The organism is Rhizobacter sp. LjRoot28, assembly GCF_964253025.1.
Classification (GTDB): Bacteria; Pseudomonadota; Gammaproteobacteria; order Burkholderiales; family Burkholderiaceae_C; genus Rhizobacter.
This window is the reverse complement of the sequence record NZ_CAXUQC020000001.1, coordinates 381,012-396,843: the sequence shown is the minus strand read 5'-3', so window position 1 is coordinate 396,843 and position 15,832 is coordinate 381,012. Positions and strand designations below refer to the sequence as shown.

The following is a 15,832-nucleotide window of genomic DNA, read 5'->3' as shown; positions in this document are numbered from 1 at the left end:
GATCTACCAAACGGTGAGGCCGCCATCGACCACAATGTTCTGGCCTGTGACATAGCCGGCGGCATCCGACAGCAGATAGACGAGTGCGCCGCACAGGTCGAGCGGAGCCCCCATGCGCGCCATGGGCACGCGTTGGCTGTAGCGGTCCACGAAGGCCTGGTTCTGTCCGCTATATATGCCGCCTGGAGTAAGCGCGTTCACGCGCACGCCTTTCGCGCCCCAGTACGCGCTTAGGTACGCGGTCAGGCCCCACAGGCCCGCCTTGCTGGCACTGTAGACCGCCGGTGTATTGATGGGCCGGCCGAGATACTCGGAACCCTCGTAGATGCGCTGATCAGGCGCAGCAATGCCGTAGATGGACAGCACATTGACAACGCTGCCGGTGCCGGCCGCGGCCATTGCCCCCCCGAACACCTGCGCACAAATCACCGAGCCCGTTAAGTTCACGGACATCACCTGATCCCAGTCGTCAATTGGAAACGTTTCGAACGGTTCAAAGAAGTTGGGGCTCTTTGTGGCGGCGTTGTTAAGCAAGCCTTGAACTGGACCGAGTTGCCGGGTCGCCTCGGCATGAGCGTGTTCGACCTGGGCTCGATCGCGTATGTCAGCGACGACCGGCAACAAACGACCGGTCGGAATGGCCGCAACCAAGCGGTCCAGCGCCTCCGCAGTCGAGTCGAGCGCAAGCACATGCGCGCCCTCCGCGATTAGCTCTCGGCAAAAGTGCTGCCCCAGGATGCCGCCGGCGCCAGTGACAGCGATCACCTTGCCATCCAGAGAGAATCGGCTCATTGCGCTTGTTCCTTAGCGGACTGCATCAGCATCTCGACGATGCGAAAGTCGAGGGGGGAATCGATGTCGATCGAGCGCTCTCGTGGCATCACGTGCAGCTTGAGGCGTCCGTTCCACAGACCCTTCGCCAACGTATGCGCGTGCCACACGTAGATGGAAGCGTTCATTGAGTACACGGCCGGCGCCAGCTGACGGGCCACGACTCCGCCGCCGGGAGAGCTGCACACAAGTCCGATGTTCCCGTCGGGCTTGCGCTCCACCATGTTGAAATAGGGGTTCTTCTCCGCTTCGAACCCGGTGATCACGGCATCGGTCTCACCGTCGAGCAGTGCGAGACAGGCCTCAATGTCACCGATGGTCCGCAATGGCGAAGTGGGATCGAGGTCGACGATCCGGTCGAACGCGCCAACCTCACGCGCCACGTGGTCGCACAGATGCTGGATGACTGGCACCTTCGGTGCAGTGCTGGTGGACAGCTCGCCCGGCCGCAGGAATGGCACGCGTGCACCGTGCGCCTCGGCGACGCGGGCGATCTCGCCATCGTCAGTGGACACGTACACGGCATCGATGCCAGGCACGGCGAGCGCCTGCGCGATCGTGTGCGCGATGAGCGGACGGCCCATCAGCGGCGCAATGTTCTTGCGGGGCACGCCGACAGAACCGCCGCGGGCGCAAATGGTGGCGATGGTTTTCATGGCTAGGGGATGTCGCGCGCTCGCGCACGCAGGACGAGTTCGACGGAGGCGAGGCCTTCCGACAGCGGTTGGCTGGTAGGTCGCCCCTCGCGCACGGCGGCGAGCAGTTCAGCCATCGCCGCCGGATAGGTAGCAGCGACGTTGAACGCACTGTCGGGCAGGGCGAACGGCGAGACGCCGTTAGAGGTGGTTAGTGTGAGCGTGCGGCTCGGCAGATCCCATTCGGCAGTGCCTTCGTCGCCGACGACTCGGTATCGGCGGAATGGTCGTCTATGCACGTAGTCGAGTTGCACGGTGGCGAGGGGACCTCGGCCGCTACGCATTAGCAAGCAGGCCGTGTCCTCGGTCTCGATGTTCAGCGAGGACAGGTGTCCCACTTCGGCGTGCACTTCGGTGAAATCGCCCAGCAGCCAACGCGCCGCGTCGACCTCGTGGATCAGGTCAAGCAACACGCCGCCCCCCAGGGCGCGGCGAGCACTGTATGACTGCCGGTAGTCCTGCGCGGGCCGCCAGTCGGGCAGCCATTGCCCGGCCTCAAACGAGGCCCGCACGACACGCCCGAGGCGGCCGTCCGCCATGAGTTCCGCGAGCAGCTGCAGTGACGGCAGAAACCGCAGATTGCAACCGACGATATTCGGCGGCAGGTCCCGTCCTCTTAAGTGGCGCTGAAGCGCTTCTAGGTCGAACACATCAGATACCACGGGCTTCTCGGCGTAGAACGGCACGCCGTGGTCGATCGCTGCACTCAGGTACTTCAGATGCAGCGAGCTTGGGCTCGCCACGACAACCAAGCGGGGCTGCTTGCCGAACGCCTCGTCCAGGGAGGTGGAAACGGTGGCTCCGTCCAGCGCAGATACGTCGGTCGAACGCCCCGCTTCACGAAGCACATCGAACCGGGCCTCCGGAACCAGAGATCGCAGGCTCGCCATGTGGCGCCGCCCGATCGATCCTGTGCCGATCATCAGGATCCGCATGTCAGTCCCTACCCGGCATCTTGATGCTCAGAGGTCGAGGAACCGGCGCACAAGGCTCAAGCCGATCTCTCCGCTCCGCTCCGGATGAAACTGGGTGGCCATCAGGTTGTCGCGCTGGACCGCCGCACAAATGCGGTGTCCGCCGTACAAGGTGTCAGCCAAGCGATCCGAATCGAGGGCGGGGTCCGCGGCAAATGAATGCACGAAGTACACCGCCGGATCCGCCCCGGACAGCGGCTCAAGCAGCGTGCCCATCCAGTCGCGGCCGCCAGCCGGTTCGACGAGGTGGTTCCACCCAATGTGCGGCACGCGCTGCGGGTCGCCCGTCTGCGTCAATGCGGGCACGGCCCTCACGCGGCCCGGCAGCAGGCCGAGACCCTCATGCTCTCCGAACTCTTCGCTCGCGTCGAAGAGAATCTGCATCCCTACGCAGATCCCGAACATCGGACGGCCGGTGTGCGAAAACTCGCGAATGGCGTCGGCGAGGCCGCGCGACTGCACCTCACGCATGCTGTCGCTGAACGCGCCTACGCCCGGCACGACCAGCCGGTCCGCCTGTCGAGCAACGTCTGGGTCTTCCGTCACCGTCACGTCAGCGCCGCAGTGCTCGAAGGCCCGAGCAACGTTCAGAAGGTTGCACATGCTGTAGTCCAGCAGCGCTATCTTGGGTTTTGCCATGTTCAGAACTTTCGCACCGGCAGACCTGCATCGAGAGCCGCCGCGCGGATGTCGCGCAGATCCATGCGCTTGTAATGCAGCACGTCTGCCATCGAGACGGCGTCAGCCCGGCCGATCGTGGCCACTTCCTTCAAATGCTCGAACGTACCCATGCCACCGCTCGCGATGACCGGCACCGGCACGGTGGCGCTTACTTGGCGCACGAGTTCCAGGTCGAACCCGCTCCGGGTGCCTTCACGGTCGACGGCGGTGAGCAGGATCTCGCCCGCGCCAAGTTCGACCCCTCGACGGACCCACTCAATCACGTCGAGGCCGGTGCGTTCCCGTCCGTTGTCGGTGTACGCCTCCCATCGGCCCGGGGCCACCTGCTTCGCCTCGATCGAGAGAACCATGGCCTGGGAGCCGAAGCGCCGGGCAACATCGCGGATCAGCTCAGGTCGCGCCACCGCCGCGGTGTTGATGGCGATTTTGTCGGCGCCAGAACGCAGGATGAGCCGCGCATCGTCCACGGAGCGAATGCCGCCGCCGACGGTAATCGGGATGAAGACGTTCTCCGCAGTGCGGCGCACGATGTCGCTTAGGTTGTTGCGACCATACAGGCTAGCGACGATGTCCATGTAAATGAGCTCGTCAGCACCCGCCTCGTAGTAGCGGATGGCATGCTCCTGAGGGTCTCCCATGACGCGCAGGCCCTCTAACCGGATCCCCTTGATGAGGTTCGGACCCTTGATGTCTAGGCGCGGAATGATGCGCAGGTTACTCATGGCGCCAGGTCACTTCCCATGCCAGACGGCGTGGCGCAGTTTCCACTGGCCATCCTCCCACTTCCACAAGTGCGGCGATCGGAAGGTGTCGGTGAGGCGATCGAAGTACTCGCGAGTCATGATGGGCTGCTCGAACATCTTGCTCGCCTCCGGGAACTCGTTCGCAGGGATGCTGAGGTACTTGAAGATTTCCTCGGCGAAGCGCTCCGGGAATTCATGGTCGTAGCGCTTTACCAGCGCCACCCCTTCGTCGCGGGTAATGTCCCCCGACCGGATCTCCTGCGCGGCGTCGTACGTCGCGCGACCGATGCCGAACTTCGTGCCCGTGGTGTAGTAGTGGAAGTCGTCGATGCGGTCATCGATGCTGTTGTACTTGCTATACGTGCCCGGCGTACGCTCCGGCGAAGCCTCGAAGCCACCATGCTCGACAGCATAGTAGTAGCAGGCCTGCGGATGCCACTTGAGGTAGTAGCCGAGGTAGTGGACCTCGGTCTTCTTTTCCTCGATCTCGTCCGGGTTGGCAGGCAGATACGGCAGCAGGTCCTGCTGCACCAGGCCATAGTGCTCCTTCAACTCCGGCACGGACACGCCGCCCAGGCTGACCTTCGACTGGTCTGACGCGGTGAAGTACGACCAGTCGCGCTTGGCAGAGTTGGTGTCACCGATCGGGTTGCCATACTCGGCCTCGTTCTCGCCGTAAATGACGAGCGGTACGTTGAACAGCAGCGACATCTTCGGCGCGAGCGACTTCTGCCCGAACATGAACGCCTGAAAGGGGTGAAACAGGTTATCTACGGCCAAGCGCGTCAGCAGGCGGTGCGCTCGACCGTTGGGGGTCATCAGGTAGTTGTCGTGGCCAGCGTGGATCCAGCGCTGGAAGTTGCGCCAACCCCATTCGGTGTAGACATGCGGGGCCCACGTCACGGTGAGCGGGTGCATGCCGTACTTGGTGCGCAGGATGTGCGAGGCGTAGAAGCTATCCTTGCCGCCCGAGCCGGGCACGATGCAGTCATAGCTGCCGTCCTTGCTCCGATGGCGGTCAAGCAGGTCACGCAGTTGACGTTCGCGCTCCTCCCAGTCGATCCCGCCGTGCTTCTTCTCGGCGAACTTGCAGGCGTCGCACACGCCGTCGTTGAAGGCGATGGTTGCCTTCTTGGAGTCCTTCGTGTGCGTGTACTCCACCGCCGAGTTGGGGCGCTGGTTTGAGATTACACAGCGGGAGCAGAAATGCACCTCCGACGGAAGTCCGTACTTCGCCTCCTGCGGCGCGCTGTCAGAACTGAATCGGGCCTTGTCGACCAGCTCGGGAAAAGGGATGCGGTTCATATCAAACTCCGTCGAACAATAGCGTTTCAATCACACCAAGCACCGCGGTGGCGGCGTTGGTTGTGGTCTTGTCAGGAACGGTCACCCCGACACCGGCCTGATTCCGGACTGTGGCAAGTACTCGCTTCAGCGCGAGCGGCAGCTCTGCGGGATCGGCAACTCCCGTAGATACCCCCATTCGAGAGTAAGGGGCATCTTCGGTGAAAACCGAGCAGTCTACTGTGACAACTGGCCGTCCGGCAATCCAAGCTTCCAATCCGACTGTCGAGGCCGTCACCACTGCAACATCGACCGCATGCAGCAGAACGGCCAGCGGCTCGGAAGTCGGACTGAAACACACATGGGGCGCCGGCACGAAAGCCTCTCGCTCGCTCGGGTGATAGCGCACCACGAGGCGCCACGTATCGTCGCCGGCGACCATGCCGCGCAACATGCGCTCCACCTGGCGGGGTAGCGACGGATCGCCCGGGGCCCCGTTGAACGGATGATGCGCCGGTTCGATCTGCGACGCCCACAGGACGGTGATTCGAGAATCATCCCAACCACGCTCCGCGCGCAGGGCGCGTCCGGCAGTCACTGTCTCTGGCGCATTCAACATATCGAAGGCGGGATTCCCCGTTACAACGACCTCGTCCGGAGAGCGCCCATGGGCCAGGAACATCCCTCGCACTGCTTCGTTGAGTACGCAGATCCGGTCTGCGTAGCCTGGTTGACCGATCCATCGGACTTCCTGCAGGGCGAACAAGTCAACTGCACAAACGGCCCGAATGCCGAGGATCCCACTGGCGAGGAGGGCAGCCCGCTCCGCTCGCGGAGAGTTGGTCGCCACGACAACATCTGGACGGAGCGCGTCGAGTACTCGAGTGAAGAATGCTACAGGAAGAAACGCATGCCGACCCTCGCGCGCGTACATCCCCCGCGCCTCTGCCTCGCCGTGTTCGGCCACCAGATCGGCGAACGAAATGCCGAGATAGGCCACGCTTTCTTCATGCGAAACCACGCCGCCTGAGCCTAGATCGGCCGCCAGCGCTTCCCCGTATATGCGGGCGCTTGGCGCCGCATGGTGCCATAGCTCACTGAACCCAATGCAGCTGACCCCCGCCTTCTCGAGGACGGCGCGAGCCGTGGTAAGCCCGAGCACCGAAACGTCGTGACCGCGCGCGATCGCCATTTTGATCACGGGCACGAGCATCGCAACATGCCCTCCCCCGTAAGCGACGAAGAAGAGCCGGCGAGCGGGCGTTGGCGACGGCAAATCAGATGAACTCATGTCAGGGTTGGGGTACGCCGTTTGACCGGGGACCACTGAGTGAGCGTCCCGGTAATGAGCCAGAGGAGCGGGAATAGCAAGGCCACAACTCCCAGTCCTTCCAGGAACACGCCCGGGATGCAGCAGAGAATGATGCGACGCGCCAACACCGCCCTGGGATTGCGTAGCAGGACCATCAACTTGTACAGCAGGTAGCCGGCAACCAGCAGATACGCAACGCTCCGGGCATACTGCCCCTCGACGAGGCTGACTAGCAACGTGCCCCTGCTTAGTACTGCCAGTAGCAGATTGTTCGACTCGATAGAGTGAGCGCCGTAGCCCTCAGCGCCGCTCTGGAACCCGCCGAGCTTGTCGATGATGGACGCGGCCAGCGACAACCCGACCAGAACAAGCGCTAGTAGGCGCGCCCCTTGCCTGCGGCTCACCGCGGGCTGACGAACGAAGATCAACAACGTGGCCACGGCGATCATTGATGCTGAGCTAAGGTTCGCAAACGCAATGCCTAACCACAGGAGCCAACTGCGCGAATCCGACCTCACCAGATAGAGGATCACGTAACCAACCCCGACAGCGACCAGCACGCTTCGACCGCTGAGTGCCAAAGGCAATGCGAGTGGGGCTAGCGTCAACACGCGCCGCCCGGGCGCACCCGAAGCGAGAACTAGCGGCAGCAATGCCAACTCGAGCAACACCATAGAACCGAGGGGACCGACGACAGCGTCAAGGCCGATGAACGGAGCCACCGCGAACAATCGGCCGAGGTGCACCCAGATCAGACTACCCTCGGCCGCGCCTTCGACGACATTGCCTTCCTGCAACAGCGCGAGCACATACAGCATTTGGGATTGGAACCCGTCATCAGCAAGTGATTCGACAGGGGGCAGAAAGCCAACGTGAACGCGCAGCCCGACCAACAGCACTGCCATCACCGCGATGCCACACCAAAGCCGGAGGGAAGGCGGTCGACGGCGCCGTCGGCGAATGACAACTGGAGCGCCTGACTCGTCGACTGTGGCCGTCACCATCCGAGCCCCTTCACGCGGCGTTGCAATGGAGCGTCGAACCAGCGGTCGGCGGCGATTGCCACTAGCGCGGTTGCCAAGAGGAGAAACAGCAGCGTCGGTACTGCCGCATCCAGTCGTTTGCCCACGGCGAAAAAGACGAGCGGGTGGATCAGATAGAGTGGATAGCTCAGCCCGCCAAGCAGAGAACCGGCGCGGGCCGTCGCACCTTCCAGGGACAGGCGCGCGAGTGCCGCCACCAGCGCAATCGATGTCGCCACCAGAAGAACTCGCCGCCAGCCGGTGACAAGTGCCAGTTCGTCCCTAGCCCCCGCACCTACGAAGGCCATCATTGCGACGAGCCCAAGGGCTAAGGCGACGACGTGCGGCCCCGAGCCCAGACGACGTACGTGACCGTCGAAGAGAGAGAGGTACACACCAGCGATGAAGAAGATTGCCTGGTTGGCTGGATGGACGTAGAGAAGCCACCCTTCGGCCAGCGTGGTGTGCATGCGCAGCGAATTGTCCATCCAGGCGGCAAGCACCAAGGTCGCTAGCAGCACCTGGACGGCCGAGCGGCGCAGTAGCACAAGCAGCGGAAATACGATGTAGAACACGACCTCGACGCCGATACTCCAGCCCCCGACGATCGGCGTGGCCGCCGGGTCCACGATACCAAACACTAGCGTTAGGTTAGCAAGAAACACGTATGGATCGACAGGCTTGCCTGTAACGAGCAGCTTGCCGGCCACCGACAACAGCAGCACCACCGCGAATAGCGGTGCCAACCGCCCCAGCCGCCGCTGAAAATAGGCCTTAACCACATCGGCCTGCAGACCGCATCGGAACTGATGTTCGTAAGCGTGGGCGAGACTGTAGCCACTGAGCACGAAGAACACCGACACGCCGTAGGTACCAAACATCGCCAGAATGGTATGGCCAGCCGAACCCACCGGAAGTTCGCTCCACAAACTGAAGTGGTAGGCGGCGACCCCGATCGAACAAAGTCCCCGAAGCAGGTCTAGGGCATGCAGGCGCACGACGCGAACAGGTCGAACCGCCGCGGAGTCATGCATCGCGCATCACCATTGAGCACAAGAATGAGTCTACCTTGGTGCCGTGGAGGTATCGGAAGGGAGCCCCCCGGCCTTCGTCACCGCCATTCCCCACTCGCCCCTTCGCACCTTCGGCCCCCATCTGAGGCGAGGCCGCGCCAAACGTCACGCCCCAGAAGGTGCAGAGGCTTCCGAGGTTTAGGTTGCAGTCCGATCGATCGTCATACTGGTGAGTACAGTGGACGCTCGGCGAGCGAAGCCGGTCGAGGTGATAGCGAATGGTAGCCATCGCTCGGCTCAGCAGCGATCGAGCCAGTGAGACAGAGAGACAAGCGCGCGCAACTCCCGCGTGTGGTTCGTGATCCCATCGCGGTGGCGCTGAAGCAGACCATGCACGGCCGAAGGATTGAACAATGAGGTCTTCGATAGGAGATGCTGGAGCCGCTCATGGCAGTAGCTCGCCTTTTCGCCGCGGAACCAGTCCCCCACCGGAACGGTGAACATCTGCTTGCGGCGATACGCTAGTCGTTCGCCGATCAGCGGTTGAACCGCCTTCTTGTAGAGGTATTTGGTTTCGCCATCACGGAGCTTCAGGTCCCCAGGCATGCGAAAGGCGAACTCCATCATTCGGTAGTCCAAGAACGGCGTGCGAGCCTCGAGCGAAACAGCCATGCCCATGCGATCGGGCTTGACCAGGTTGTTCCCCGAGAGCAGCAACTGCATGTCGAGGTAGAGGGCCTGATTGATGCGGTCTTGGTGGGCGACCTCGTCGAAGTAGGGCGCAGCGACATCGAAGGAATCGATGCCTGCCAGTGCCCGCCCTGTAGAGTTCGAGTAGATCGAGCTTTTGGTGGCAGGCGAGAAGAGCGAGATGCTGTCGAAGTAGGTGCGACGGAATTCCGCATCCGACAGGCCGTCAACGCCGGGACGGGCGAAGAAGTCCTGGTGCTTCTCGTAGCCAGCGAACAGCTCGTCACCGCCGTCGCCCGTCAACACCACAGTGACATGCTTGCGGGCGAGCTCGGCCACCCGGTACGTGGGCAGGAATGAGATGTCGCCGTGCGGCTGGTCGCAGTGGTACGTCGCCAGCGGCCACAGATCGAGCATGTCGGGATCGACACGCTCCATCACGTGGCGCGTGCCGAAGCGCTCCGCCGCTTCTTGCGCGAAACTGGACTCGTCGTAGCGTGGGTCCTGAAAACCGATGCAGAAAGTCTTCACCGGTTCATCGAGATGCCGCGCCATGAGCCCTACGATGGTGCTCGAATCGACGCCGCCGGACAGGAACGCACCGAACGGCACGTCGCTGCGCAACCGCAGTCGCACCGCGTCGTCGAGGATGGCGTTGAACTCCTCGATCCACTCGCCCTCGTCCCGGCCGTGCACAGGCACCATGTCGGCGAGATTCCACCAACGCGACGTGGTGACACCTCCGCGCGTAATCTTCAGCAGGTGACCCGGCATTAGATGCCGCACGCCGCTGTAGATGGTGTGCGGAGCCGGGACGTAATTGAAGGTTAGGTAGTGGTGCAGCGCCGTCTCGTTCAGAACGGGCCGCACCTCGAGTCCTGGCAACATGGCCTTGATCTCAGAGCCGAAGGTGAGCTGCACCCCGTCGTCATGGACGTAGAGCGGCTTGACGCCGATGCGGTCCCGCACGAGGTACATGGCCTGTTCGCCGGCGTCGTAGATCGCGATGGCAAACATGCCGTTCAGCTTTCGTATGAAGCCGATGCCCTCGGATTCGTACAGACGCAGCAGCACTTCAGTGTCTGAATGGGTGCGGCATGCGAACGGGCCGCCAGCCAGCTCCGCCGCCAGTTCGACATGGTTAAAGATTTCGCCGTTCTGCACTACGACGATGCGGCCATCGTCCGAGACGAAGGGCTGGTGCCCGCCCTGGATGTCGATGACTGACAGGCGCTGGTTGCCGAGGGCGGCCCCTTTCGCCGCGAAGACGCCCTGATCGTCGGGGCCGCGATGCACGATGGCATGCCCCATGGCCTGAAGCACGCCGGAGTCCAGCGAGCGGCCCTCACGGTGAAAATACCCAAAGATGCCACACATGGTCAGTTGCCACCGGTTCCGAAAATCTGCTTGAAGGTCAGCTTGATGATGCGCGCATCGAGTCCAATGGAACTCGACCTTGCGTATTCGAGGTCGAGGCGCTTGCGCTCTTCGGGGGTCGCGGTCGAACGTAGCGTCGCCTGCGCGAGACCGGTGATGCCAGGCCGCACACGGTGGCGCAGCGACCATTCCTCTGCAGTATAGAGGGCACGCTGCGCCGGCACGTCCGGCCGGGGACCCACGAGACTCATGTCGCCCGAAAGCACATTGAACACTTGGGGCAGTTCGTCAAGGCTCGTTCGGCGAATGAAGCGCCCCACCGGTGTAATGCGCGGATCGCCTTCCGCGGTGGAGTAGCCTCCGATACGATCCGCGTTCAGCACCATGCTACGGAACTTGAGCATGTGGAAGTGCCGGCCGCCACGGCCCACTCGCACCTGCCGGTAGAAGACCGGACCGCGGTCGAAGCGATACACCGCGAACGCCACTGCGATGAGGGCGGGAGACATGACGGCCAGCGTGAACAACGCCAGCGCAATATCGATCAATCTCTTCATTGGCCGGCAGTATCGTGCGCGACACTGGAGTTCGAAAGCAAACGCAATCCCACCACTGTGATGACTGAAAACGCGGCGACAGCCGCTGCGGTGCGCAGACGCGGGTCCGAAAGACCCAAGACGGTGGCGCCTGCGATGAGCGCAGCCCCGGCCAAGGCGCCGCCCGCGCACGCAGGGTACATTCTACGGTTCATCCAGCCTCCCTCACCGACCCACACAACCCCCGCAGCGCGAGACATCGCGGCGGCAAGTAACACGTAGAACGCGACGACGGCGCCCATGAGGGCAGCCGGTGAAGCGAGCCAGAGTCCTGGCGCCGCGAGCAGCGGCAGCGCCATCAGGCATGCGAAGTTGATACGCAGCACGGTCCCGGTGCGCCGATCTGCGTTGAGGTGGGCCGTTGCAAGCGCGGCTACTCCGATAAACGGCACGGCCAGGACGAGCACGCGGGTCAGTTCGACGATGCGGGCAGTCGCTGCTGCGTCAAGCCGGCCGCGCATGAAAAGCAGTTCGACGACGGCATCAGCGAACCACCACCCCGGAAGGACGACGGCCACCGCGAGAACCGCGCAACGCGCGAGGCTGACGCCGACCGCGCGATTCGCCGCGTCGCGATCCCCCTGCGACAACAACCCGCTCAAATGGGGAAAGGCAACCGTGGCGAGGGTAGTGATCAAGATGCCAACTGGCAGCTCGACGAGCTTCGTGGCGTAGTTGAAGGACGCCAGAGCCCCCGTTCCCGCGACGGATGCGAGCGCGCGCACGATCACAGGCACGAGCAGCATCAGCGATGAGGCTGTCATGGCCGCGAGGAACGCCCTCAGAAGGAGGCCGTCGATGCGCCAGGGGCCCCGCTCGATCCGCCAAGCTGTGCGCGGCAGCGCGACCGCCTGTGCGCCGAAGCGGAGCAATGCACCCACGAACACTCCCCACCCAATCAGCTCGAGCACCCGCAACTCTGTGTAACTCCCTGCGCTCGCGAGCGCCACGATGATGCAGAGGTTGAAGATGAGCGTGCCGCAGCCGGCGACGAAAAAGCGATCGCGCGCGTTGAGCCAGGCGGTGGACACGCCGGCAATCGCGGTTAGCGGCACCGCGAGCGCAACCAGGAGGATCGCTGTGCGCATGGGCGCCGACAGATCGAACCGCCCTCCCGGCGCGAGCAGGCCCAACCACATTGCCGGCCACAACGCCACCCACAGCGCAAGGGCGGAAAAGACAAGCGTCACGACAAGCAGCGCATGCTGAAACACAGCGCGGGAGTGCCCCGTTTCTGACTCCCGGAAGACCGGGATCAGCGCAACGCTCAGCCCGCCGGAAAGCAGTAGGTTGACGAGCAGGTCGGGCAGCGTGAGCAGCAGTACGGCAAAATCGGCTTCTGCCGACGCCCCCAGCGACGATGCGAGAAGCATCTCCCGGATGAAACCCGCGGCTCGTCCGGCGAGCAGGGCCAAGCTGAGGAGCGCTCCCGTGCCGACGGCGAATCGCCCCAGTCGAGCACGCCCCCCCGTCACGCCGAATGACTCGACTTTGCCTCAATCGCGGCGACGATCGTCGCCACCCGGCCCTGGACTTCGGTGTGAAGCGTCGCCAGTTGCCGCGGCGAGGCGCCCTGGTGCAATACGTACGCCTCGCGCAGTCGGCGCACCTCGACCTCGAAATCCATCTGCTCCACGATCTCCTCCACCGTCCGAGCCTGACGATGGAAGGTGCGCGACAGGATGGCCCCGGTCGATCCCAGCCGGACGTGCTCCGCCAACAGCAACTCCGCCGGAAGCAGGCCCTCACCCACGCGGGCCACGCCGCCGATGCCGAACGGAATACCCCGATCGCGCAGCAGGACCGCAAGCGGATCGACCGCGCCATCGGCTAAAGGTTGGAACATGAACCGCTGTTGCAGTTCGAGGTGCAGATCATTGAGCCCCACGTGAACTTCGTCGATGCCCGGGAGCAGCGACCACTGCGGTGCGCTTTCTACGGCCGAGATGGTTTCGATCAGCAGGCAAGTGCGCGCCCGGCCACCCACGGCCGAGACGAAAGCGGCCACTTCAGCAGGCGCTCGGAACATCGGGAGCATCACGATATCGGCCCCGCGCGAAATTGCGTCATCGATCTCCGCTTGGGACCCATCGTGCATGGGGTTGACGCGAACGAGTAGCCGGCCGACCGGGACGACTGGCCGCACGCGCTCGATGTCCTCTGGCGCGTGCCGGCTGATCACGGTGTCGAGATGCCCCTGTCGTGTCTCTTTTCCAAGAAATTCAAGGTCAACGAAGATTCGATCTACCCCCCGGGCCACGGCGAACTGAGCCACGGCGGGATCGTTGGTGATCATCAGGAATTTCATGGCACAGCGTCGAGCGCAGGTCTCGAAGGGAGCAGGTGAAGGGCGCTATAGCAGGCGGAGCGGACGGCGATTGGACCAAGGGCGGGCCGCGACAGTCCCCACGTGTGGGCGCGGGCCGACCGAAATAAACCGCTAGTATGCCGCGTTTCTCCCCTCGCCTACCCGGATTGCACCGAGCATCGACTTCCGAGACCGCACGGCGTAAAACCTCTGTTCCGCATAGCCAGCGACACGAATTGCCGGACTGGTGAGCTGTAGCGTGGCATCATTGAGAGGTATGACAAGTAGGTTCGCCTGAAACCGTTTCCGCAGCATGTCCAGCGAACCGCAGATAGTAACCAGTCCATCCATGCGAAATCACATTGGGCGTCGCCTCTCCGACATGACGTCGACCCGGAAGCTGGCGATCATGATCGGCGGGGATGCCATCTTCCTTCCCCTCTGCATGATCGCGGCAGTAGGTGTCCGGCTCGGATCCCTACAGCAGGCGCTGCAAAACGAGCTTGGCCTCCAGATCCTGATAGGCCTGCTGACCCTCCCGGTGCTCGGCGCCGCCGGGCTTTACCGGACCGTTGTCCGGTACATCGACCTCCGGGTGCTGTTCGCGTCGAGCGCGTCGCTCGCAGTCGTGGTGCTCGCAATGTTCGGGCTCGCAATGGCATTCGACGTGCACCTGCTGCCCCGCTCGTCGCTGCTGATGTACTGGTTCGTCGCATTCACCTACGTGGTCATCTCCCGGTTCATGGCCCGCAGCCTGCTCCTGCAAGGCTTCAAGCGGTCCAATCGCTCGCGCGTGCGGACGGCCATCTACGGTGCAGGCGAGGCCGGCGCCCAGTTGGCGCACACCATGCAGGTCAGTCGCGAGTACCAAGCTGTCTGCTTTCTCGACGACCGCCTCTCGCTGCACAACAAGTCAATTGCAGGCCTGAGGGTCCACGCACCCAGCCAGTTGCACGAGTTGATCGATCGCCTAGATATTTCTCAGGTCGTGGTCGCCATTCCTTCTGCAACCCGTGCGCAGAAGCGAGAGTTGCTGGCGCGGCTGCAACCCACTGGGCTACCCATCAAAATCCTGCCGGGGCTTGTCGATCTTGTGAAGCACGGGCACGTGGCCGAGTCCGACCTCCGCGAAGTCGAGGTGAGCGACCTACTCGGCCGGGACCCGGTTCCGCCGCAGCCGCAACTCTTTTCCCGCAACATCACCGGCAAGGTCGTGCTCGTAACAGGCGCGGGAGGGTCGATCGGGAGCGAATTGTGCCGGCAGATCGCGTCGCAGAATCCACGCCGCCTCGTCCTGTTTGACCACTCCGAGTATGCGTTGTACGCAATCGATCAGGAACTGCGGCGCCATGCGCCGGACCTCTCGATTGAACCGGTGCTTGGTACGGTCCTTGACGAGCAACTGCTCGCGCGGGTGTTCATGGAAAACCGGGTCGGGACGGTCTACCACGCCGCTGCGTACAAGCATGTTCCGATCGTCGAGAGCAACATGCAGCAGGGACTGCGCAACAACGTGCTCGGCAGCCGCGCCGTGGCACGTGCAGCAATCGCGGCCGGCGTCGAGACCTGCGTACTTGTCTCTACCGACAAGGCAGTTCGACCGACGAACGTGATGGGCGCCTCGAAGCGCACCGCCGAACTGGTCTTCCAGGCGGCGGCACAGCGGGCTGGGTCTCGCACGTGCTTCTCTATGGTTCGGTTCGGAAACGTGCTGGGGTCGTCGGGCTCAGTGGTGCCGCTGTTCAAGCAGCAGATCCAGGCCGGTGGCCCGATCACCATCACCCACCCAGACATCATCCGGTACTTCATGCTCATCCCCGAGGCGGCACAATTGGTGATTCAGGCGGGGGCGCTCGCCAAGGGCGGCGAGGTGTTTGTGCTTGATATGGGGGAGCCCGTGCGCATCGTCGACCTCGCCCGCTCGATGATCCGGCTATCCGGCCTCTCGGAGCGCACCGAGGAAGATGGCGACGGTGACATCGAGATCCAATTCGTGGGACTGCGGCCCGGAGAGAAGCTGTACGAGGAACTGCTTATCGGCGACAACGTCCGTCCGAGCGAGCACTCGCGCATCATGTGCGCTCACGAGCGCTACATCGAGCCCGCACTCCTCGACAAGATGATCGACTCGCTACAGGCCGCATGTGATGTCAACGACGTGGACGGGATGCTACGCCAGCTTGAGAATCTGGTGCCGGAGTACGTATCCTCCGTCGAGATCAATGGCAGAGCGGCGAACAATCGCGGGCAACGTTGACCCTTGCTATCGCACTTCGCCAAGAGCGCTCATACGTGTCACGCGCCGC

At 63.3% G+C, this 15,832-nt stretch carries 14 protein-coding genes; 1 reads left to right on the top strand and 13 read right to left on the bottom strand.

Annotated elements, in window-relative coordinates; translation table 11 throughout:
• Positions 1-3 precede the first annotated feature (3 nt).
• The 13 genes from ACSQ2F_RS01850 to ACSQ2F_RS01790 form a co-directional block, all read right to left on the bottom strand.
• Positions 4-792 carry an SDR family oxidoreductase gene (locus ACSQ2F_RS01850; RefSeq protein WP_436019194.1) on the bottom strand — a complete coding sequence of 263 codons (789 nt, stop codon included), beginning with the start codon at positions 790-792 and terminating at the stop codon, positions 4-6.
• Positions 789-1,487, bottom strand: coding sequence for a cytidylyltransferase domain-containing protein (locus ACSQ2F_RS01845; RefSeq protein ID WP_436019192.1), 699 nt, complete (start codon positions 1,485-1,487; stop codon positions 789-791). The genes ACSQ2F_RS01850 and ACSQ2F_RS01845 overlap by 4 nt, the downstream gene beginning before the upstream one ends.
• 2 nt (positions 1,488-1,489) lie before the next feature.
• Positions 1,490-2,461, bottom strand: a complete 972-nt coding sequence (locus ACSQ2F_RS01840; RefSeq protein WP_436019190.1) for a Gfo/Idh/MocA family protein — start codon at positions 2,459-2,461, stop codon at positions 1,490-1,492.
• A gap of 27 nt (positions 2,462-2,488) precedes the next feature.
• Positions 2,489-3,139 (bottom strand): imidazole glycerol phosphate synthase subunit HisH, encoded by a 651-nt coding sequence (gene hisH, locus ACSQ2F_RS01835; RefSeq protein ID WP_436019188.1) that lies wholly within the window; start codon positions 3,137-3,139, stop codon positions 2,489-2,491.
• Positions 3,140-3,141: 2 nt separating this feature from the next.
• On the bottom strand, positions 3,142-3,903 hold the full coding sequence (gene hisF, locus ACSQ2F_RS01830; RefSeq protein WP_436019186.1) for an imidazole glycerol phosphate synthase subunit HisF: 762 nt from the start codon (positions 3,901-3,903) through the stop codon (positions 3,142-3,144).
• A gap of 9 nt (positions 3,904-3,912) precedes the next feature.
• Complete coding sequence (locus ACSQ2F_RS01825) at positions 3,913-5,229, bottom strand: N-acetyl sugar amidotransferase (protein WP_436019184.1); 1,317 nt, start codon at positions 5,227-5,229, stop codon at positions 3,913-3,915.
• Position 5,230: 1 nt separating this feature from the next.
• On the bottom strand, positions 5,231-6,499 hold the full coding sequence (locus tag ACSQ2F_RS01820; protein ID WP_436019182.1) for a UDP-glycosyltransferase: 1,269 nt from the start codon (positions 6,497-6,499) through the stop codon (positions 5,231-5,233).
• Positions 6,496-7,425 (bottom strand): hypothetical protein, encoded by a 930-nt coding sequence (locus ACSQ2F_RS01815; RefSeq protein ID WP_436019180.1) that lies wholly within the window; start codon positions 7,423-7,425, stop codon positions 6,496-6,498. Before ACSQ2F_RS01815 ends, ACSQ2F_RS01820 begins: the two co-directional genes overlap by 4 nt.
• 92 nt (positions 7,426-7,517) lie before the next feature.
• Positions 7,518-8,576 (bottom strand): acyltransferase family protein, encoded by a 1,059-nt coding sequence (locus ACSQ2F_RS01810; protein WP_436019178.1) that lies wholly within the window; start codon positions 8,574-8,576, stop codon positions 7,518-7,520.
• Positions 8,577-8,852: 276 nt separating this feature from the next.
• Positions 8,853-10,622, bottom strand: coding sequence for an asparagine synthase (glutamine-hydrolyzing) (gene asnB, locus ACSQ2F_RS01805; RefSeq protein ID WP_436019176.1), 1,770 nt, complete (start codon positions 10,620-10,622; stop codon positions 8,853-8,855).
• A gap of 2 nt (positions 10,623-10,624) precedes the next feature.
• Positions 10,625-11,179 (bottom strand): sugar transferase, encoded by a 555-nt coding sequence (locus tag ACSQ2F_RS01800; protein WP_436019174.1) that lies wholly within the window; start codon positions 11,177-11,179, stop codon positions 10,625-10,627.
• Positions 11,176-12,633: a lipid II flippase MurJ gene (locus tag ACSQ2F_RS01795; protein ID WP_436019172.1), complete on the bottom strand. Its 1,458-nt coding sequence runs from the start codon at positions 12,631-12,633 to the stop codon at positions 11,176-11,178. Before ACSQ2F_RS01795 ends, ACSQ2F_RS01800 begins: the two co-directional genes overlap by 4 nt.
• A 56-nt stretch (positions 12,634-12,689) precedes the next feature.
• Entirely contained in the window at positions 12,690-13,526 is an 837-nt protein-coding gene (locus ACSQ2F_RS01790; RefSeq protein ID WP_436019170.1) for an aldolase/citrate lyase family protein, read from the bottom strand.
• 382 nt (positions 13,527-13,908) lie between these two features.
• Here ACSQ2F_RS01790 and ACSQ2F_RS01785 point away from each other — a divergent pair, with 382 nt between their 5' ends.
• The gene (locus tag ACSQ2F_RS01785; protein WP_436019168.1) at positions 13,909-15,783 is read left to right on the top strand and encodes a polysaccharide biosynthesis protein; all 1,875 of its coding nucleotides are present in this window, start codon (positions 13,909-13,911) and stop codon (positions 15,781-15,783) included.
• Positions 15,784-15,832 lie beyond the last annotated feature (49 nt).